Below are 19,929 nucleotides of genomic sequence, written 5' to 3'. Positions count from 1 at the left end.
ATGTGCAGCGTTCGATCGGCCGCAAGCGGCATAATCATCGGCGTCGCGATTGCGATCTCGGCAATTGGCCCCGGTACCGCGCAGGCTGATCCCGGGCCGACACTGAGTCCTGATATGCAGGACCAGTTGTTCACGAGCTCGCTGGAACATTTCGGCCTGTTGTTCAACTTCCCGCTCGAAAGGGATCAGGCCCAAAGGGCATGCCAACAGCTTCGGAACGGTTCAGATGAACGCTCGGTGATTGACGATCTCGTGCAGAAAGGTTCCTACTCGTACGATGTTGCCAGCCGTATAGTCATTGCAGGCGAGGGCTCATATTGCATCGACGTTGGTGCGCCACGCTGATCGCAGCGCAGTCACTGGCAGATGGCCAGAGCGCACGCGAGCCGATCCCTCGCTCACGCATCTCGGCCTTCTTCCCCACTTTCGCCACCGATCTGTTGAAATGACACGCCGCTCGAAGGACCAGGCCCGCGGTTGGCAAAAAGCTTGTGGTTCGACAACGCAGGCGCTAACTCCCATCACTCCCCCACCCCCCGAAGAATGACATCCAGTCATGGGTCATGGGCAGCGTCTCCTGTCCGCTGGGATTGCGTGGGCGTGTCTCGAAGTCGGTCACCTCGGGCATGGAGAGGTCCAAACAGGCTGCGAAACATCGCAATTCGGGATTCGAGGCCTGGGCGCCCATCTCCGACCTCCGGGCCAGTTTTCCGCGGAAAACTGGCCCACTCAACTTTGTTTCAACAGTTTGCGCAACTGATTAACGAGAGTTCGCGCGCCGGCGTCTCCGAGCTGGTCACGCAGTGCAACCGCCAGCTCGTTGGGTGCGGTATCGAATTTGCGCAGCGCCCTACCCACCGACCGCGAAGCGCGGGATGCCACCTCTCCCCCGTCGACCGTATCGGCGGAACTCTCAGCGGCTTCGCGACGGGCCGCGCGATCTGATCCATTTCGTTCGCATACCGTGGTCCACCGTGCCACCTGTTGCTCGAGGGGCACTCGCGCGAGCGTACGCGCTTCGCGGATAGCCAGATCTCCCTTGCGGGTTGCTTCCTGCAGTGCGGGTGCAAGCCTAAGTAAGGCGCGTCGTTGGGATACCCACGTCTTGCTCTTGCGGAGATGATCGGCCGCGGCATCGGCGCTGCCGTACTCCTGGACCAGACTTTCCACCGCCTTGGCTTCCTCGATCACGTCGAACCCGGACCGATCGACATTTTCTGCGATAACCGCAGTGAGTAGTGTGGCGCGGTCCTTGGCCAATTCGTCTTTGACCACGACGTCAAGCTCGGGGCGACCGAACTTGTGCGCCGCAGCAAGCCGCCGATTACCGATGACGACCACCCACCGAGCCGACACTTTAGTCTCGGGATAGAGCCTCTCGAAGGCCGAGCGAGTAACCACCACCGCGGGCTGTAATTGAAACTCCGCGATCGATGCCAATTCCTCGAGATCGCCGACCGAGTCACGGGGGTTGTGAGGGTTGGCGACCAAATCGCGAAGCGGTACCGATCGCGACAGACCTGATCGTGGCCCGATCGCGGCGCGAGCGTCTCCGTCGACCGGGGAGTTGTCGCCGACCGCGTCGACGAGTCCGTCGAATGTCTTAACCCCACCACGGCCCATCAGCGGGCTCCTACCAGACTAAGTTCGTCGGCCAGCCTGTAGAAGTCCGCGGCGGCGTTGGCCGCGGTGCCGCTCTGCTTGTACTGCGTGACGACGATGCCTTCGTTGGAGGCGTTGGTATGGATCTTGTAGTGACGCACGACAGTCTCGGCCAGCGGCCAACCCTGACTACGCACGAACTTTTGCGTTTGCTCGAGCCAGTGCTCGCCATCTCGCGGATCCCAGTCATTGATGAAGACTCGATAGGGGATACCGCGTGGCTGGAGAATCTTGCTGATGGTACGTGCGGTCGGGTCGAAGCACATCGGCGCGGTGAGCATCGGCACGATTGCTTCGTCCGTTACATCAAGGACCGTTCGCAGCGCGTCGGCGGAGTAACCATCACCAAGGCCGTCGCCGGAGGCGTCTGGATCAAGATCGAACCAACCGGCCGTGTCGACGTATACCTCTGAAATCCCGGGCAGATTGTTGAGTTGGCGTAGCCAATCAAGAGGATCATCGTGAGCCTGCACGAGGTGGAAGGGGAGGGCGTCGACCCGGTTGGCCCACCATTTGGCCGACCCCTGAGGGTCGATGGACACGGCCGCAACCGGGGAGAGTGCATCGGGGTCCAGGTTGGCGGTTAGCCTTTCGGCCCGTACCGCTGCCAGGTTCACCGTGACGGTGCTCTTGCCCACGCCGCCCTTCTGATTCAGAACAGTGACAACTCTAGTCATGAAATGCCAGACCTTTGCATGCTGTGGCCGCGAGTGCGGCTGCCCGAGAAGAGGTGCCCAAACCATACGTCTTTGGCACGTCTCGAACCGCGACGACACGCAACAGGAGCCCAATTCCGTGCAGTTTTCCGCGGAAAACCATCCGGTGGCCTACGCGGCACCGCCGGTTCGCCCTGGGCCGAGCAGCCGCCTCATGTTCCCGTCAAAAGCCCTTTGGCCTGCGTATATGCTCCGGCATCCCGTGAGTTTTCCGCGGAAAACTACTTGCGTAGGCGCGGACTGGGCGGTCCTGCGCCCAGACATCCCCGACAGATTGGCGCAAGTGATTATCGACACTTCACCCCACGCCACGACCCTCTTCTGCAAGCCGCTGTCCGTACCGGCCAGATGCACGACAGGGACTGCAAGCCCACGGCCATGCGGGAAAACATTGGCCCGAGATCGGCGCGGGGGTGCGGCCAGCGGCGAGGTTTAGAAGGCTCAGACGAACCGCGTTCTTCGGAGTGATGCTGCGCCAGCCTGAGCGTGTCTGGGGCGACCAGGGGAGGGGCACCTGCGGCCGCGCGGAGGCCGCGCAACTGGGGCAGTCCTCTCATGTTCGACGGTCCAGCATGGCCCCGCAGCGGGCTTAGCCGCCAACCGAACCACTCAAGGCGGGTCGGCAATGGGGGCGTCGGCCGGTCGCTTTTCACTGCGGCGCCCGAGTGACCCGTTTGGCGGCGGTGAAGAAACGTCGGGCCGGCGACACGGCGACCTCGGTTACTTCGCGAGCAACGCAGTCAGTCCTCGACCGAGCCGGATTCCAGGGGAGTGCTAGCGGTGGATCCCGCGATCAGATGAGCGGATGGGCGGGTGTCATTGTTGACGGGTTGTGCACACGGGAGTGTCAATGGGAGGCCGGCGAGACGGGGAGACGAGTATGCGGAGCGCGGCATTGCTGCGGGCGTGTTCGCGTGAGGCAAGCGCTGCGGTGACCGTGTTAGCCACGCGACCTATATGGCAGGCCGTCGCTGACTTCACATCCCATGGCGTCTTTCACTAGTACGCGGCAGGATCGGGACATCCAGCGGGGTCCGGGCTGCTGAACTTTGCACCCACATTCCTGCGATGGAGTGGCGCTGCCGTCAGCCAATGGGTCACGTCAGATGTGCATGCCGTCGTCGGAGCCCGACGTTGTGTTCGTCGCCTCGCTTACGCAGCACGTGGCTGGAAACCGCGTTTCTGCTCCCTGGAAGCTGCGCGCGGGGAACGGGGGCGGTGTTGCGCAGCGCGTGCTGGTGGGATGGGTTGCCCTGGGCCGGCGCGTCTTTTAACGAGGTGCGCGGGGCTGCTGATCGTTCCAGTGCAAGCCTCGTCGGCACCGACTTGCCGACGGTGCGGCGCGGCCCGCCCCAGCCGCCGGTTCGGCAACTGGCGTGTGCGCGGATGCGCGTTGCTTGCGAAGCGAAGGCAGACCGGCGACTGCGGTCCAAGCTACTTGCCGTGAATACCTTTCTAACGCCCACAGGAGTGCGCGCAGCGTGCGCGGCAACTTCCTCCACGGCCGCGTGAATGGCTGTCTGGGCGCAGAAGTTTTCGCAAGATTCGCCGACGAGTAGATGATGCAGAGCCGCGGTTCGCGGCAACTCCGCTCAGGCACGACACGGTCGCATACTGTTTGGTAAGCGCCAGGAAACGCGCACCTTGTACTACGTGCTTTCGGTGCAGGGAGACCGTGGTCGGCTCATGCCGCGGCCGCGGACCGTCACCGTGACGAATCTCCGTTTCAGCAAGGACCCGGGGTCCGGGTTTGGGATCCTCCGGCACTGCGTAGCGCGAGGTTGTGGCTGGCTTCTGCTCTGGCGTGTGATTCGAGCGCCGCGTCAGCGGCCCCCAGCCAATCGAGCGGGCGAGAAATCTTGAACTGTCGGAGGTGCACGCTAGCGTTTCGCTCATGTACGACTTCCCGGGGATGCCGTCGAGCGAGCCGACGTTGTTTCCCGTTGTTGGCGCTACCTCCTGCCTTCACAGCCCTAGCGCGCAAGCCTTGGCCATGCATGCCGACGTCGACGGACCCGATCGTCGCAGGGAGGGGCGGCCGCTCAGTTGCGCCGAGCAATGGTGGCAGTACACCCGCAGATGTGCCGCCGCCCTGCGGGCTGGGCACCCGCCGCCACCCGTGAAGGTGTTCGGCCCCGTGCTCGCCCCGCGCGAGCAGGCGTGGCTGAGCGCGGATGTTGGCTACAGCCGGTATTGCAGCACGTCGGTGAGCTCTGCCTCGCCGCCGTGGATCGTGGCTGGCCGGCCGGCGGTCATGTTCGGCGCCTTGGCCTTTCAGGGCATAATGAACCACCGTCGCAGGGCCGCGGAACAGCGTCAAGCCGTACCGCAGTGGCGGTGGCACCAGACCACTGCGGCGATCGTGACGACCGATAGGTTGCTGTGTGCGACCAGGCACCACGGAATCGTCAGCTTCTGGTTTGCTGACTGCACGGAGTTCCATCCGGATCTGCATCGGTGGACGCTGACGCTCAACTTCGATTCAACGGCGCCGGTGAGAATCAGCGGGGTGGCCGCGCCAGTCCTGAGTCTATTGAGCGCCTACGGGATGTTTGGGCATGACTGGGTGGACGACACTCGCCTGGCCGCCCTTCTCAGTTAGACAAGAGCTGCGCCTCAGAAAGCTTCGGCGGGCAACGCGGCGCTGTTGCGCTGATTGTTTCGCTGGTGGTGGTTGCGGAATGTCGAAGCTTTGAACCGCGGCCGTTTGTCCTGGTGTGGTTGGTGCAGGTCCACTGCCGACGAGGGGGACTTGCCGGCATCCAGCATCCGGTAATCGAGCATCCATTTGCATCGGCTTTGAATGCGATCTTCGCGGGCTCAAACTTCCTGTTGATCGCTCGAAGGACGCTAGTTTAGAGGCCTTTGTTAGACGAGGTTGGGGGGCGCTGATGTCACAGGTGATAGCAGGACCCGGTGCGCTGGCATCGGCGGCGGCGAATCTTGAGCACATCGCTGCAGTGATGTACGCAGCGGATCAGGCAGCCGCGGCGCCGACTACGACGGTGCTGGCCGCCGCTAATGATGAGGTATCGGCCGCGATCGCACTTTTATTTGCTGACCATGCGCGGGCGTACCAATCTCTCAGCGGTCGGTTGGCTGGTTTCCACGCCGATTTCGTACAGACTCTCAGGGCGAGCGCGAGCGCCTACGCCCTAGCTGAGGCAGCCAACACCAGCCCACTGCAGCTTGTCGAGCAAACCGTGCTGGGTGTGATTAACGCGCCCACAAACGTGTTGTTGGGGCGACCGCTCATTGGCAATGGCGTCAACGGCGCCGCAGGCACTGGGGCTGACGGTGGCGCAGGCGGAATTCTGTGGGGCAACGGCGGCAATGGCGGATCCGGTGCATCAGGGCAGACCGGAGGCCGAGGTGGTGATGCCGGGCTCTTTGGCAACGGCGGCGTTGGGGGAGCCGGTGGTGCTGGTGCCAAGGGAGCATCCGGTGCCAGCGGGGGTGCTGGCGGCGCGGGCGGCGCCGGAGGCAGGGGGGGTTTGGTTTTCGGTAATGGTGGGGCCGGGGGCGCCGGCGGCACCGGCGGTACTGGTGGCCTTGGGATTGCCGGTACCAATGTCGCTTCTGGTATCGCTGGTGCTGGCGGAAACGGCGGCGACGGCGGTCCCGGAGGCCAAGGCGGCGCTGGCGGCGCCGCGTCGGCATTTGGACAGGTGGGTACGGCCGGAGTCAGCGGCAGCGGCGGCGATGGTGGCGCCGGGGGTACTGGCGGCAACAGTATTGCTGGCACCGGCGGCGCTGGCGGAAACGGCGGTAACGGATTTGCAGGCAGCAGCGGGCACAACGCCGGCGCGGGCGGAGCTGGCGGCGACGGCGGAAGCGGCGTCACGGGAGGCAACGGGGGAGCAGGCGGCAAAGCAGTTGACAGCGGGAGTGGAATCGCTGTTGGAGGTGCCGGTGGTCGAGGCGGCGCTGGCACCATCGGCGGCAACGGTGGCGAGGGCGGCGCAGCGATTACCTACGAAACCGGGGACGCCATCGGAGGAACAGGCGGCGAAGGCGGCCTGGGCACCGGTGCCAGCGGCTCTGGGGGGGTAGGCGGCGAGGCGGTCGCAAACGGAGACGGCACCGCCACGGGCGGTGCCGGCGGCAATGGCGGAAGCGGCGGCACCGGCACCTATGGAAACGGCGGCAACGGCGGCAAGGCGACGACACTCGGCAACGGCGATGCCGTCGGCGGAGCCGGCGGATTCGGACCCATCGGCGCTCACGGCGGCGATGCGACAGCCAACGGCAACGGCAACGCGACCGGCGGAGCCGGCGGAGGGGGTTATAACTACGGCAAACACACCGGCGGAACCGGAGGTAACGCTTACTCCCATGGCGCAGGCAATGCCACCGGCGGCGTAGGCGGAAACAGCCTCATCCTTGGGGGAATCGGTAGTGATCGTGCGGGCGGAAATGGCGGAGATGGCTACGCCTATGGCAACGGACACGCCACCGGCGGTCGCGGCGGGAACGGATACAACTGGGCGGGAAACGGTGGCACCGCGTACGCCTACGGTAAGGGAAACGCGAATGGGGGTACCGGGGGCAAGAGCAACACCTACTTCCCGGGGGGCAGAGGGGGCGACGCGTACAACTACGGCACCGGTGATGCAACCGGCGGCAACGGGGGCGCCCAAGGGATTTACGACGGCGGGGACGGCGGGGACGCATACAATTACGGAACAGGTGACGCTTTCGGCGGCCACGGCGGCGCTGCCAGCAGCGGCGGTGTCCGCGGCGGTCACGGGGGTAACGCGACCGTTGCCGCTGACAGCTCATTAGCCCCTGGCGGCCACGGCGTTGCTGTGGGAGGCAGCGGCGGCGACGCAACAGGCAATTCCACTGAAGGCGGCAACGGCGGAAACGCCTACAACGCGGGGACCGGCGATGCGACCGGCGGCAATGGCGGCAGCAACATGTCGGGTTCAAACAGCAGGGGCGGTAGCGGCGGCCAGGGCGTCAACCTCGGAACCGGCAACGCCACCGGCGGCGACGGCGGCGGTGGCATGACTGGCGGCATCGGCGGCAAAGCAACCGTTATGAACGCTGCCGCTACTGGCGGCGGCCCGGGGAACGCAACGGGGGGCGATGGCGGAGTTGGTCGAGATGGTACAAACGGCGGCAGCGGCGGTGGCGGCGGAGCTGCGGTAACGCTAGGCACCGGTTACGCAACTGGTGGAGATGGCGGCAACGGTGGCAAGGCGGGCAGCATCACAGGCAACGGCGGTAAGGGCGGGAACGGCGGAAATGCATCCGCGCCCGACCTGACCCATGCCACGGGCGGCAAAGGCGGGTCCGGGGGGATCGGGGGACCAAGCGGCGCCCCGGGTACAGACGGCAGCAACGGCCAAACCTCGACAACGTAAGAGTTGACTCGTAATAACCTCCTACAAGCGCCATCAAGCTAGAGAGCATGTCAACTTCGGCCGTGCCCACAAACTCCATGCCGCCCGGCCACGGTCCGCAGAAACACCCTCTGAGCGTCACAGCGCGCGTGCACCGACGACATCCACAAGCAATTCAATTGCTCGGTGCTCTTCTTCCAGTGTCGGCGGTCCGGTCGCAAGAACGGAAGCGAGGTAGTAGTCCAGCTCATGGTCGTGCTGGTCTCTCGGACCAACTGAGGAGACTGTGACGACCGGTTGCGTTCGAACATGCTCCTTTGCGTCTAACCAGGCGTGCCAACCCTCGCGTTCCCGTTGGTGCCGACGGATCCGCTCGGCACGTTGGTCATCCAGACGGTGGGCAACGGCAATTTGATCAAGGCTAATGTGGCCTGGGCCGACAAAGCCGCGCTTACGCGTTACCAGACCAGCCGTTTCCAGAGCTATCAAGCTCGCGTATCCCGCGCTGTGACCAACCCGGGCCGCGGCAAAAATGTCCGCCGGCACCCGAAGTTCGTGATCGGTGATCAATTCATAGATCCGACGATGCCGCAGCCCAATGACTTTCCACGCACAGTGGACATCTTCTACACGTACACGTGACGCAGCCGCGCGATCGGTGATGACCTTGTTCTGGGAAGTCAGCGCGTAATAGTCCGGCTCACGGCCGTGGGCAACCCGGGTGCGTACCAGGGGTGAACCCGGTTGGTCTCGCGTATCGCGCAAGAATTTCCACACAGTCGTCTCACTGATGAGCCCTGCGGCGATCGATAACGACCGTCCCCCCACTCCCACTACAGGAACACCGTTAATCACCTCTCCGCCGCGCACAGAGTGGATTGCGAGGGCTTGGTACACCGCAGCCCCAATCCAGCGATAGGGGTGCCGAGGGTACTGCGTGTCCAGCCACGCGATCGCGTTGGCCAGCCACCGCCGCTGCAGCGCGGGCCCGCCCCCTCCCCCCCGTGTGTGGTTTTGATCTTGTGCGCGGACAGGTCGGAAATCTTTGGCGTGGGCGCTTGCCCAGTTCAGGGCCTTGGCGAAGTCACGTTGGAGTGCTTTGTCGGCGTTGTGGTGGTATCGGCTGTAGGCCGCGGCGAGACCGGTGTGCCATGGGCGCCCCGGTGCTATCAGGGCGTGGATCGTCGTGAGGCTGTGGCCGTGGAGTACGGCATGCGTAAGCACCGATTGGCGGGCCTCGGAGTGGCTGCGCCAGGTGGTGTCGGGGGGGAGGTGTCCGGTGGTGGCGTAGGTGACGATGCGCTGGGGGAGATCTGTGGTGCGGGTGTATTCGGGGCGCAGGCGCGTGTGCGGGCCTGCCCCGGTGAGTGTGTCCTGGTTTGGCGTTGTGTGCAGGGGTGTTGGGCTGCTGGGGCGTAGTGCGCCCAGTAGTGCGTGCAGCCGGGGTAGGAGGGTGGGTTGGGAACGACAGGTGAGGGCTTCGATGGCGGCGGGCAGGGATCCGTCCAGGGTGCGGTGTCCGCCTTCGCGGCACGGTGAACCGGGCACGGTGATGCACCCGGTTCTGGGATTGCTCATCGGGGTCTTGTCAAGGCTGGGCAGCCGGGCCTCGAGCAGGCGCATAAGTGGGCCGAGTTCTGCGGCGGTGGCGGTGGTGCCTATTGCCAGCGGCACTAGTAGGTGGCGGCCGCCGCTGCTGGATTGATCGCTGACCGCGACACCGCCGCACTCGGTGATCCAGGTCAGTGCCCGGGTGAAGTCGGCATCGACGGTCTGTTGGTCGTGGCGTTTGGTGTCGAAGTCCAGGGCGAGGAGTTGAGTGCGGCCACGTAAATAGAGCAGCGCCGCGGCGGGGACTCGTGGTAGTCGGCTGGTGAGGCTGGCCGAGCGATCAAATTTGTTCGTGGCAGGGTTCCAGACACGGATGGTGGGTCGTGCTGCGATTAGGTGCGCCAGGGCTTTCCAGGTCGCAGCCGGATCGGCGGCGTGGCGATGGCCGGGTGCGGCGTTGAGCACTGTCAGCCGGTTCCGGAGCTGTCGGTGCGTGCGTGGGGGTGCAGCTGACCGCCGGGGTCGAGGTAGACCCATCGGTATTGGCGCCACAACAACGGCACGGCGCTGCAACAACTACGGGGGTCGACGATATAACCGAGATCCAGAGCGGTGGGAACTTCGGTGTGCTCAACGAGGTCGATGCAGTTGTCGCAGGCGGCGATGAGGTCGGCGGCGGTGAGAAAGTTGGGCGTTGCTGGGCCGCGGCGACGGCGGAACATGGCTGTCTGGTGGTAAGTGCATGCTGGCGCCAGGATTTCGCAGTGGCCGCTGGCGCGGGCGGTGATGATGGCAGCAATTGCCGGTGCCGGGGCGGTGGTCGACAGCCTGCCGACTTTGCTTCGGCGCACACGAGGCGGTCTGCGGGGCACCGAATGGAGCTCCAATTGCGCCGGCTGCGATCCGGGGGTGATTTCGGTGCTTTGGAGGGGTGTTTCCGAACTCGGCCGTTGCTGAATACGCACGATGTGGCCGCCCGCACTCAGATCATGCTGGGGCGAGTTCGCCGGCCCTGCGGTCATCTCGCGGCTAGGGCGCTGAACGTCGTTAACGCGGGGTGTCGCATCGTCGTCAGCTCGATGTTGCGGGTTGGGCAACGGTGGCCGGCGGTGTGAGGTCTTGTGGTTCACGAGGGTGTCCTCTATCGTGAGACCAGCCTGCCTGGGCGTGGTCTCTCTTTGGGAGGCCATACCGGAGTTGCTAGCTCCGGTGCAGTATTTCCCCGCTTCGGCGGGGATTTCTGCTTTGTGGGCCGTGTGAAGTTGTGACTGGTTTCGCGCTGGTTGCGGACCCTAGAGGGTTTACGAGTTCTGCGGTCTCCTTATCGGTTGTGTTCGCGCTGTGGTGGGCTGTGAAAGCCGACTTTGCGGCGGTGTTGTGCAGTCATCGGCACTGGTGCTGCGGCGAGATGATGTGCGGTGGGCTCGATCAACCTGTGTCGGTGAGGCTGGGAGCCGGGCAGACGGATGGGAAGACCACGCACCGTCGCCGACCGTTTAACGGTCGGGTAGACCGATGCGGCGGCCGTTGGTGCATCGCACATAGAGGCAGCATGCCGGTACGGGAGTGAAATATGGGACTGACACGCCGAGGCGCCGTTAAACGGTCCGCACGTGCGCGCGTCTTTAAGGACCGCCGCTGGGGGCACCAAGGGAAGGCTCCAGAGATTAACGCGGCCAGCGGGTCCGCCGGCGCCGATCGCGCGGACGGCCCGCCCTTGCACCATGCCGACGAATGCTACACACTAAGTAGGCAGTCAACGCAATAGGTGAACGAAAACAACGCAAAGGACGGTGCTGTGCAGATGGGCGAGCGAAGCATTTCGCTGGATACCGACGCCGCAGCCGCGACGGTGGCGGATTGGCGCGCCTTCGCTGACCACCTGGAACACTATGGAAGCCGCCAGCACTTACCAGCGCACCAGCTCACCGACGCACTCGGGGATGTGTACGGCGAGTTCGTCGCGGCCAAATCCTCCGAGTACGCCGCACGCGAGGCCGCCTACCAGCGTTTGGCATCGCGCTCACGTGATCACGCTGATCGTCTCGACCGGACGCGACAAATTTTCGTCAACACTGACGAGAACTCGGCGACGCAAATCAACGGCGTCCTTGACGCGTAGTGCCTACCCGTGGATGTAACAGCCGATACCGCAGGTCTGCGCGGTGACGGCGCTGCTTTGTCAGAGGTGGGGCACTGTGCTGGTCAGGCACCGCAGTGCGATCCCGCTGCAGCTGACCCGGTGTCGGTATCGGTCGCGGCGGCGCTGACCCAATGGTCTCAGTCGTTGTGGACGCTGATGGGACACGCGGCGTCGCTGCGCGAGGCCGGCGGTGCAGCACTCACGGCGACCGCGGAGTATTTGAGCGAGGTTGACCAGGCCAACGCGACTCACATCGCCAACGCCCCCGATGCCGCTGGGGCGCACCCAGGCCCGGTGATGCCCGCCGCCCCCGCTGCGGCCCCGGGCTTGGCGGAGGTCCCGGTTCCCAAACTCACCGCAATCCCCGCAATCCCTGCACCGCCGCCGTTGACCGGCGAGCAGATCGCAGCGCTGCTGCATTCGGGGCCAGGCACGGCTGGGCTTCGCGCGTTCGCCGAACATTGGCGGGCCACTGTGGGCCCGCGCATCCTGAACACTGCCGATGCGGTGCGCCGCCACGGCTCCACCATCGCGCAGCATTGGGAAGACGGTGCTGAGCAGGCATCGGTGCGCGTGATCGAACATGCGAACTGGCTGGAGTCCTCGCTGCATCCGAGCGTGGTGGCTCTTGCCAATGCGGCTGATGAGGCTGCAGGCCATATTGATGCAGCCATCCAAGGCACCCCGACTCCCGAGGAGTTCGCCGACACCCGCACTCGGTTACGGGCCGCGTTGGCAGATTATCGCGCCAGCGGGGGCAGGCACATCGGTCCGGTTATCGCGTTCAGCAATCAGTTGTCCCAACGACAAGGCACCGCGATTGCGGGCTACACCACGTACGCGGCGGCGGCGCCGGTCGCGACGGGCGGTGCGCCTCCGGAGCCAGCGCCGCCGATCGTCACCGGCAGTGACCAGGGCGCCGCGGTCAATCATCGGATAGACGATCAGCGCACTGCGCAACAGGAAGGCGGTCGCGGGGCCAGCGACCGGCAAGGCCACGGAAGCGATGGTGACACGCTGCAACCCTCCACCGCTGATGGTGGTCCAGTCGGCCCGGCGGGAATGCCGCCGGCGGGCCCTTCTGAGCCTGGTCTTGCCCCACCGGCAAACGCTGTCCCAGCACTAATGGGGCCGGGTCCGGGTGTGGTCAGCCAGTTCGTCAGCACTGTTCCCGCGATGGCCGGCGCAGCAGGTGGGGGCAGTAGTTCACCGTTGTCTTCTTTGGCGGGGCTGTCTTCGATTCCAGGATTGGGTTCGATGCCGCACATGGGTTCGCCCAGCGCACCGCCTGGCCTTGGCGATGGCAATGGCGACCCGGCAGGTGAGCTTGGCGAACCACCCGACTTCGGCTCCGACGGAACAATGCCCGCTTCTGGCGGCGCCGACGGGGCAGGAGAGCCGATGGCCACTTCCTCGGCCCCCGCGGTCAGCGGTGCACCGGCAGGCTCACCGGGGCCCGCCGTGGGTATGGGCGCGCAGGCGAGCGGGGTCCCGACAGCAGCAACGACAGCCGCCGGCGGGCCCGGCGGGCCCGGCATGTTTGCACCACCGATGATGGGTGGCATGGGCGGCCGCGACGACCCAGATAGGAAGTCTGACGACAGGCGCCGCGTTGTCTTACGGCCGATCGCCAACACCGAAGCGGTGTTCGGTGAAGTCGAACGCAAGCGACCCGCGCGACGCGCGGCTCGAACTACCGACGAAGGAGACCAGCCGCGATGAAGGGATCGGCTCAGCGGGCATCAGAAACGCTCGGAATGATGTTGGAGGCCATCTACCAGTGGGAGGCGCGGGTTGACGCGTTCATGATGACAGGAGATGACGAATCCGACATAGCGGTAACCCATGATGGCAGGGGCCGATTGATCGAAATGTCCATTCGTCCCGGATTGCAGGAGGAATTGACCGTCGAGGAACTGGAGGATGCCGTTAACGCCGAGATCGCGCGCAATGCTCGACGCGCCTACGAGGAACTGATGTCAATCAGCAAGGGATTCCTCGCGCAGTGGTCCAGCATCCCTCAGGAATTGGCTTCACACCCGGTTGCTGCACAGTTTTCCCAAGCATTGAGCAACGCGCAAAGTAGCTCACCGCCGGATTTCGGACGTCTCAAGTCTTGACTAGCATGGGCCGATTGAGGAGGTGCGTGACGCTATGGTGAAGTCCATTCATGTCGACATCTCAGCGCTGGCACGGGCCAGCGCTGACTGGCTCAGTGATGCGCCCACCCAAGGCAACCCACCCCCAGCAGGTTCGCCGCTGCCCGATGACCCGATTGCGGTGGCAACTATGGCCATACTGTCCGAATGGTCGGCCACCCACGAAGCGATGGTGGCCACTCGCGCGGCCCGAGCCGAGCACCTGAGCATCGCCAATTACACCACCATGGGGATCCTCAGCACGACAGACGAAACCAACGCCGCTCTGATCAGCAAGGACAGCGCATGACTAACCTCTACACCTACCCAGCTGCGGTTGGCGGCCCGCAACCTGCTGGTATACCGCACTTTGGGGGACCGCCATCCGCAATGCCCCCAGCGGCCCCGCCGTGGGGTGTTCAGAAAAAGCCGCGACCGCGGCTCCTTATTGGCGTCGCGATCGGAGCCGTCGTCGCCGCCTTCGCTGCCGGCCTGTTAGGGGCGGTTGTCGGCACTCATCTGAACGGCCCGAGCACGCCCACCCCGGCGGCGCAACCAACCACTACAACACCGGTGCCCAGCTCCGCCCAGGTCCGCTCAGCAACGATCGACCTATGTACACGATTCGCCGCCGGGTACAGGGCTATGCCGTCTCCGCAGAATAGTGCCGCGGATGTCATTCCGAGTCTCAACTACATTGCCGATGCATTGCGCGATAACCCTATAGCAGACAGCAAAATTCGGAATGCCGTCGCCGAGAGTCTCCGTCTGGCACGCGACCAGGCTTCGGAATTGATCAGAGAACGATCAAGCGGAGCAGTTCAACCCTCTACAACTTGGAACGTGGAACTCGCAAACGCTGCCGACCAGCACGTCTGGGATCTTTGCCGGTCGTACGCGGGTTAGTCTCGCGGCTGAGCTGAGGAACCGAACACCAGGATGACCCGTCGATACCCACTCAAATTCGCGTGGTAATCCTCTGGCGAACAGGATAATTCACGATGCAATCGCCAAGAGGCTGCGTACGGCACGCGATCTTGACAAAGAATTTCAGCAGAGAACCGGCCGACGGGGCCGTCGTTCAAGCCTCCGTCAACTGGCCACTGGTACCAGCAATCGCTGCTGAACAACACGTGTGGAACCCACGCCGAGTCATGTTCGGAGTCGATTGATGAAAGCCACGACTTCGGATACAAACCAATCGAGTTCTACTGCAGAAGATGTCAGCGCGCATCTCGGAAAGGACCTTTATGCCGAGGCGATAAAGGCCGTAACGGCCTCAGCACAACGAGCGACACGCAGCACGCCCTCGGCTATGGGCGATAGCCCCTTCGCCCACGCCATCAAAGATGGTCGACGCCCAACGGACGAACTCGTGAACCTGCTCGATCAATGGCATGAATTCCATAAGAGAGCCCACGCCGAACTGGGTGCCGCAGTCGATGCGTCCTGGGATGTGCACCGGCCACGATTCGCAGAAGCACTCACAGGAGCCGCTGGTGACGCACTGCTCGTCGAGCACGCAGCCAATACACGCCTCTGGGAATCCCACCAGGAGTCACACAAAGCTGCCAGCCTCGCTGCATACCAAGCCTCCTGGATAGTGCAGAACATTCAAAGGGACATCGATAACCTTGCCCATGAAGGAGAACGCGAATTCAACGCCGCTGTCCGCCGCCGGGATTCCATCGCCGCAATAGCTGTCTGGCACAAATACAGCGAGGAAGCAGACAGCATCGTCGTCGAACAGACGCCCGCGATCACGCGCGTACTCCAACAAGCCGGGTTTGGGTTCAAACTCGGTCCAGGGCAGCCAGCAATCGACCCAAACAGACCCGAAGCGAATGGCGACAGCAACGATAATGTAGCCAGCAGCACGCATGACGTTGACGACACGGCGCCAAGCAATAGGGCCGCTCGGCCGGATGTTGACCAATCCGGAGGGAGCGGGAAAGCGGCCGAAGGAGGAAGTGCACTCGGACCCGGGGGAGATGCAACACGCTCAGTCATTACCCAGCCCGTCCAGTCATCTGATGGGGCAGCGCAGCTTATCGCATCCGATGCCATGCGCAGCCCGATCACGACAACGTCCGCGCCTGCGTTTCAGCCGGGTGCGCCGGCGCCGCCTGATGCTGTCCGTACACCAGTTACTGGGCCACTGCCCACGGGCACCGGAACAGGGTTGGGATCTAGCCCGATAGGTGCAGGCGGCGGGCCAGGTGGTTCGGCGTCGGGTTTGGGCGGATCTGGTGGTCATTCGCTGTCGTCGCCGGCAAGTAGTTCGCTAAATGGGGTCAGTAGTCCCGGGGCGACGTCTGCGTCCTCGGCGATGCCGCGACCACCGTCGGGGAATAGCTCTGCGGCCTCGCCACTCGCAGGCGGGGCCAACGGGAACCTGGGCGGTGGGGGTAACGGATCGTTGACGGGTGGCGCTAACGCTTTCCAGCCGGGTTTTGCCGCATCGGGTATGGGCGCTCCGGGAGGTGCTGGGTCCCCGGTTGGGCCGCAGCAGGCATTGCAGCCGTTTGCGTCGCCGCAGCCGGCGGCTGCCTCGCCAGCCACGGGTTCCGGTGTGGGGTCGCTTGCCAGCGGGGTAGGTCGCACTGAGGTAGCGGCGTCGGGCGGTGGCGTTGGGTCTAGCGCCACGAGCGGCTTCAGCACGGGTGGGGCTGCGGTGATGCCGCCTGCCGCAATGGGTCCGCCACAGCCATTGGCCCCGTACAGTGCTCCCGGTTCGGCTCCGACGAGTGGTAGCGGCGGCGTTGGTGCGCCGACAGCACAGGCTGCCGCCGGCGCGGGGCAGCCGGGCCCAGGAGCGGGGTCGGGATCTGTGTCGGCTTCTACGGGGGCGCCGCCGATGATGGCAGGCAATCCCGGTGTGTCGGGGGCAGTGTCCGCGTTGGCGGGATCGTCGAGTGATGTCAACCCAGACCTGCTGACGGCACAGCGCGTGTTGGCCGAGTTAGTGCGGGGTAGCGAAGAGTCGCAGATGTTGGTCGTATGGTCCGTGTCGGTGCTCAGGTTTCCGCTTGGGCCGCAGTGTTTTGTGGCAAACAACGTGGGGGGCGGCTGGTATTTGCCACCGAAGGTTTTTTTGCCCTCGACAGTTCGGCTTGCGGTCAATGACCCCGCACTGCCTGCGGGGTGGGCCTCACATTGGATGGGATGTCAGTTCCCTTCAAAATTGTTAGTCGATCACTTCGAGCATGTGCGCAAAAGCGTTCCGAGAGTTGCGTTGTCGGCTCTGGTGACGACGGAGTTGTTTGCCGAGCCGCCGGCTGACTTCGGTGGAGATTACCTTGCGATGCAGTATCAGGATGCGCTACGGATGGTCGGTCAAGCGCCCAAACTCGATGGTGGACAACAACATCGGCTAACAACGATCAGTGCCGACCTTGCCCAGCGGGTGCAGGCATTGGACCGCGGTGGCGACGTTTCCGATCGAGCAGCCGCCATCCTCACCGGTGCGGTTTTTCGTGCCGCAGCGCAGACGGTGGACTCCACGGGAAAGCCGTTGGTGACGGTGGCCGACGGGCGGATGTTGGAGGCTGTTCACGCAGGGACGGCTACCCCGGCGATATGGGCGGAATACGATCGCTCAGCTGATCAACGCGACAATGGCGATGTGATGTGGCCTGAGGGCCATGCACCACGTGACAACGACGGGTCAGAGGCCGCCAGAGCGGCAATCGTGTTCTATGAGAACCTATTTCGAGCTGGTCGCATGATTGAGTTGATTCAATGCTGGAAGACGCGGCCGCCGCAACTGGCCGAAATCGCCTACTGCGGTGCTATGGCTGGGTTCGCGCCTGTGATCGTGTCGACGGTAGCCGCGTTGGAACAGCAGCTTTCCCCGGCTCCTTTCCACAGGTGACAATTGTCCCCGCAAGTCACCTGCCACAATGGCGCAACTGCCCGGTTCCTACTTTGGCGGTAGCAGCCGCTTTAGCAAACCCACGCGAGTATTAACCCGCCGTATCGCGGCAGGCGGGCTGGTCGCTGGCGGGTCGTACTGCTTGGTCCCAGCCCACCGATGCTAAAGCTGCCATTCACGAGTCGAGACGTCAGTGGTTCGCTATGTTGGGGAGTGCACCCAGGACCCGATGGGCCCCCACATATGTTCGGCCGGAACACATTCCGCCGAGCTCCTAGCGGCAAGTGCCAGTTCGTTGTGGCGCCGGACCCGCTGTGGCACGCTCAGCTCGGCGGGGCGTAGCCCTCTTTATTGCTGACATGGGTCGCACAACTTTCAATGAAGTACCCCGTCCCACTTCCCTGCCTTGTCCTCGATACAGGCCGCCTTCGCTTAGGCCGCTTAGCACTGTCAATACATAAATGGTTCCGATACACTGGCATATCGTTGTCGCTGGTTCATATCGCTCATTGCCTAGTAACTGTTCACTTATGATTGTTGTTGTGTAATCTGATCGGGCACGGGCCAGGTGAGCTGTAGCAGGAAGGGTGCTTGGTGGGTGTATCTGAAGGCGCGTTTGAGTGCACTGATGTGCCGATTGTCGCGTCGGCGGTTTCTGTGAAGCGCACGGTGGGTGCTCAAGTTGACGCGAACGGAATGGTCGTTGCGGTGCGGTTCCTCAGCACCGAAGTGCGGGCTTGGGACGCATACACGCTCGGCCAGCGTGTTGTCGCCGTGGCGGATGTGGCCCACGACCGATATTTGTCTAACCAACCTGATCCCGACGGCGGCCAGTATCCGACGCGGGAGGCTGTCGCTGCAGCCGAGCGTCGACTGAAGTTTTAGGGAATCAGAAGGATTCGGAGTGGTCGATGAGTAATGAATGGGACGTAATTCCGTCGTTGGTGGGCGGGACGTTGGGTCTGTTGTCCGGCAACGTTCCGGATGCGCTCATGGGTGGCCTCGCAGGCTTGCTTCCGGCTGTGCTGGCTGACGACTCACCTGCGGGTAGGCCTCCGCCATACCCCGGATCGGTGCCAGGTAGTGCCCCCTATCCGGGGATGCCAGCGCCGGGGTCGGGTCAACATGTCGAGGTCGCCGAGGCCGAGGCCAAGGCCATCGCTGCGCTGGCGAAGAATTTGGCCGAACTCGATCAGTCCGCCAAAGCGACGCTGGATGCGATCCATGCGAGCAGTGAGACCACAAAGCGCGTACTGGACGGGATCCAGCGTGACGTTGAGGCAAAGATTGTTGAACTGTCTAAACAGGGGCGTCTGAGCACACCCGAGGGTCAAGAAGAGCTGCGTCGATTCTTGAAGGAGAAACTAAGCGCAGCGAAGCAGCTCATTGAAGGCCAGATCGCCGATGCGGAGTCCAAGGCACGCGCAACCGCCGAACTCACCCGCCGCTACCAGGAGTTGACCGGCGGCAGCGGCGGTAGTGGCGGTAAAGCGGACATAAGCGATCGCCGCGGTAGTGACGGCGGTGCGAATCAGGGCACCAGCGCCGCCTCAGCGACACCATCGGAACCCGTTGCGGCGCAGCCGGCGGCTGCGCCAGCGACGCCAGCGGCTGCCACGCCCTCATCGCCGTTTGGGCAGGGGATGATGCCCGGCGGCATGTCCATGCCGACTATTCCCTCCTTCGGAGGCGGTGGACTGCCTGGGCTTGGTGGGGGAGACCCACTCAGTGCGTTGAGCGGCCTGGCCGCGGCCGGTGGGCACGGCCGCGAACCGAATCCAGAGGATGGCTCGGCGGGTGACGGGGGAGATCGGGGTGCCCGTGAGGTGTCCAAGCAGCATGGTGAAGAGGGCAGTGGCGATGACGAGTCGAGCACGAAGCTGGCGGCTAGTCGAGGCACGGGCGGGGCGGCTGCCGCTGAACCGGCCGCTACCCACGGGGCTCAGTCCGGCGCCGGGGATGCCCCTGATGCTGGGGGCCAGGCGCCGACAGCCCATGTGTCGCTGCCGGATGGGACCACCGCTGACGCGCGCAGTGCTCAGGGGGCGACGGCGGTGAAGGCGGCGCTCAACGGCGCAAGCGTGACCGATGCGTGGCGTCAGGCTGGGGTGACAGTGCCTCCGCCCGGCACGCCGGTCACTGCGCCGATTCCGCCGACGAAGTTGCAAGCCGGCGATGTAGGTGTCTGGAAGGACCATCTGGTGATGGCCTTGGGTAGCGGCAAGGTATTGGTGTCTGGGCAGGTACAACCGCTGACCAGTGTGGGCTCGGGCCCGGACTTTCTGGGGTGGACGGATCCCAGCGCCCGCTTGGGCGGGACCGGGCAGAACGCTGCGGCCGCACCGCCGGCGACCGCCGGCGGGCACGCGTGAAGTCGGAGTTTAGATCGGTGAGCGGGTGATGTGAGTGGGTAGCGGTGTTGTTGAGCGGTGCGGTGAGGCCGGTGTCTTGCATGGGCTGGTTCGGGTTGCTCTTGGGCGCTGGCATGGCTGGTGTG

At 64.3% G+C, this 19,929-nt stretch carries 15 protein-coding genes; 10 read left to right on the top strand and 5 right to left on the bottom strand.

The window, feature by feature from the left end; genetic code table 11:
• Complete coding sequence (locus QXK92_RS32610; RefSeq protein ID WP_306248779.1) at positions 1 to 345, top strand: DUF732 domain-containing protein; 345 nt, start codon at positions 1 to 3, stop codon at positions 343 to 345.
• A 384-nt stretch (positions 346 to 729) separates the two neighbouring features.
• Here QXK92_RS32610 and QXK92_RS32605 read toward each other — a convergent pair whose 3' ends face one another.
• Both QXK92_RS32605 and QXK92_RS32600 read right to left on the bottom strand, forming a co-directional pair.
• A complete protein-coding gene (locus tag QXK92_RS32605; protein WP_306248776.1) occupies positions 730 to 1,623 on the bottom strand; it encodes a ParB N-terminal domain-containing protein in 894 nt (297 codons plus the stop codon).
• Positions 1,623 to 2,339 carry a ParA family protein gene (locus QXK92_RS32600; RefSeq protein ID WP_306248773.1) on the bottom strand — a complete coding sequence of 239 codons (717 nt, stop codon included), beginning with the start codon at positions 2,337 to 2,339 and terminating at the stop codon, positions 1,623 to 1,625. The genes QXK92_RS32605 and QXK92_RS32600 overlap by 1 nt, the downstream gene beginning before the upstream one ends.
• Before the next feature lie 1,933 nt (positions 2,340 to 4,272).
• Here QXK92_RS32600 and QXK92_RS32595 point away from each other — a divergent pair.
• Together QXK92_RS32595 and QXK92_RS32590 are read left to right on the top strand one after the other, a co-directional pair.
• Positions 4,273 to 4,980: a hypothetical protein gene (locus QXK92_RS32595; RefSeq protein ID WP_306248771.1), complete on the top strand. Its 708-nt coding sequence runs from the start codon at positions 4,273 to 4,275 to the stop codon at positions 4,978 to 4,980.
• Between the two features lie 289 nt (positions 4,981 to 5,269).
• On the top strand, positions 5,270 to 7,747 hold the full coding sequence (locus tag QXK92_RS32590) for a PE family protein (RefSeq protein WP_306248769.1): 2,478 nt from the start codon (positions 5,270 to 5,272) through the stop codon (positions 7,745 to 7,747).
• Between the two features lie 117 nt (positions 7,748 to 7,864).
• Here QXK92_RS32590 and QXK92_RS32585 read toward each other — a convergent pair whose 3' ends face one another.
• Both QXK92_RS32585 and QXK92_RS32580 read right to left on the bottom strand, forming a co-directional pair.
• A complete protein-coding gene (locus QXK92_RS32585) occupies positions 7,865 to 9,742 on the bottom strand; it encodes a hypothetical protein (RefSeq protein WP_306248767.1) in 1,878 nt (625 codons plus the stop codon).
• A 2-nt stretch (positions 9,743 to 9,744) separates the two neighbouring features.
• Positions 9,745 to 10,128, bottom strand: coding sequence for a hypothetical protein (locus QXK92_RS32580; RefSeq protein WP_306248765.1), 384 nt, complete (start codon positions 10,126 to 10,128; stop codon positions 9,745 to 9,747).
• Positions 10,129 to 11,045: 917 nt separating this feature from the next.
• On the opposite strand from QXK92_RS32580, the gene QXK92_RS32575 reads away from it, so the two are divergent.
• Genes QXK92_RS32575 through QXK92_RS32560 form a run of 4 tightly spaced genes read left to right on the top strand, consistent with a single transcriptional unit; the run spans position 11,046 to position 13,868 of the window.
• Positions 11,046 to 11,399 (top strand): hypothetical protein, encoded by a 354-nt coding sequence (locus tag QXK92_RS32575; RefSeq protein ID WP_306248763.1) that lies wholly within the window; start codon positions 11,046 to 11,048, stop codon positions 11,397 to 11,399.
• A gap of 9 nt (positions 11,400 to 11,408) precedes the next feature.
• Positions 11,409 to 13,142: a hypothetical protein gene (locus QXK92_RS32570; protein WP_306248761.1), complete on the top strand. Its 1,734-nt coding sequence runs from the start codon at positions 11,409 to 11,411 to the stop codon at positions 13,140 to 13,142.
• Positions 13,139 to 13,540, top strand: a complete 402-nt coding sequence (locus QXK92_RS32565) for a hypothetical protein (RefSeq protein WP_306248759.1) — start codon at positions 13,139 to 13,141, stop codon at positions 13,538 to 13,540. The genes QXK92_RS32570 and QXK92_RS32565 overlap by 4 nt, the downstream gene beginning before the upstream one ends.
• 34 nt (positions 13,541 to 13,574) lie before the next feature.
• Entirely contained in the window at positions 13,575 to 13,868 is a 294-nt protein-coding gene (locus QXK92_RS32560) for a hypothetical protein (protein WP_306248757.1), read from the top strand.
• A 1,248-nt stretch (positions 13,869 to 15,116) separates the two neighbouring features.
• On the opposite strand, the gene QXK92_RS32555 is transcribed toward QXK92_RS32560, so the two are convergent.
• Positions 15,117 to 15,440, bottom strand: coding sequence for a hypothetical protein (locus tag QXK92_RS32555; protein ID WP_306248755.1), 324 nt, complete (start codon positions 15,438 to 15,440; stop codon positions 15,117 to 15,119).
• A gap of 975 nt (positions 15,441 to 16,415) precedes the next feature.
• Here QXK92_RS32555 and QXK92_RS32550 point away from each other — a divergent pair.
• The 3 genes from QXK92_RS32550 to QXK92_RS32540 all read left to right on the top strand — a co-directional run bounded on the left by QXK92_RS32550 (position 16,416) and on the right by QXK92_RS32540 (position 19,804).
• A complete protein-coding gene (locus tag QXK92_RS32550) occupies positions 16,416 to 17,432 on the top strand; it encodes a hypothetical protein (RefSeq protein WP_306248753.1) in 1,017 nt (338 codons plus the stop codon).
• Positions 17,433 to 18,026: 594 nt separating this feature from the next.
• The gene (locus QXK92_RS32545; protein ID WP_306248751.1) at positions 18,027 to 18,317 is read left to right on the top strand and encodes a hypothetical protein; all 291 of its coding nucleotides are present in this window, start codon (positions 18,027 to 18,029) and stop codon (positions 18,315 to 18,317) included.
• 26 nt (positions 18,318 to 18,343) lie between these two features.
• Positions 18,344 to 19,804: a DUF4226 domain-containing protein gene (locus tag QXK92_RS32540; protein ID WP_306248749.1), complete on the top strand. Its 1,461-nt coding sequence runs from the start codon at positions 18,344 to 18,346 to the stop codon at positions 19,802 to 19,804.
• Positions 19,805 to 19,929 lie beyond the last annotated feature (125 nt).

It is taken from the genome of Mycobacterium sp. TY815 (genome assembly GCF_030755135.1).
In the GTDB taxonomy this organism is placed as follows: Bacteria; Actinomycetota; Actinomycetes; order Mycobacteriales; family Mycobacteriaceae; genus Mycobacterium.
Note: the sequence above shows the minus strand (reverse complement) of the source record. Positions and strands in the feature narration are given on the sequence as shown.

Coding starts and splice junctions, on each gene's coding strand:
- QXK92_RS32610 (WP_306248779.1), top strand. CDS start 1: ATGTGCAGCGTTCGATCGGCCGCAAGCGGCATAATCATCGGCGTCGCG.
- QXK92_RS32605 (WP_306248776.1), bottom strand. CDS start 1,623: ATGGGCCGTGGTGGGGTTAAGACATTCGACGGACTCGTCGACGCGGTC.
- QXK92_RS32600 (WP_306248773.1), bottom strand. CDS start 2,339: ATGACTAGAGTTGTCACTGTTCTGAATCAGAAGGGCGGCGTGGGCAAG.
- QXK92_RS32595 (WP_306248771.1), top strand. CDS start 4,273: ATGTACGACTTCCCGGGGATGCCGTCGAGCGAGCCGACGTTGTTTCCC.
- QXK92_RS32590 (WP_306248769.1), top strand. CDS start 5,270: ATGTCACAGGTGATAGCAGGACCCGGTGCGCTGGCATCGGCGGCGGCG.
- QXK92_RS32565 (WP_306248759.1), top strand. CDS start 13,139: ATGAAGGGATCGGCTCAGCGGGCATCAGAAACGCTCGGAATGATGTTG.
- QXK92_RS32560 (WP_306248757.1), top strand. CDS start 13,575: ATGGTGAAGTCCATTCATGTCGACATCTCAGCGCTGGCACGGGCCAGC.
- QXK92_RS32555 (WP_306248755.1), bottom strand. CDS start 15,440: ATGCGTGCTGCTGGCTACATTATCGTTGCTGTCGCCATTCGCTTCGGG.
- QXK92_RS32550 (WP_306248753.1), top strand. CDS start 16,416: ATGATGGCAGGCAATCCCGGTGTGTCGGGGGCAGTGTCCGCGTTGGCG.
- QXK92_RS32540 (WP_306248749.1), top strand. CDS start 18,344: ATGAGTAATGAATGGGACGTAATTCCGTCGTTGGTGGGCGGGACGTTG.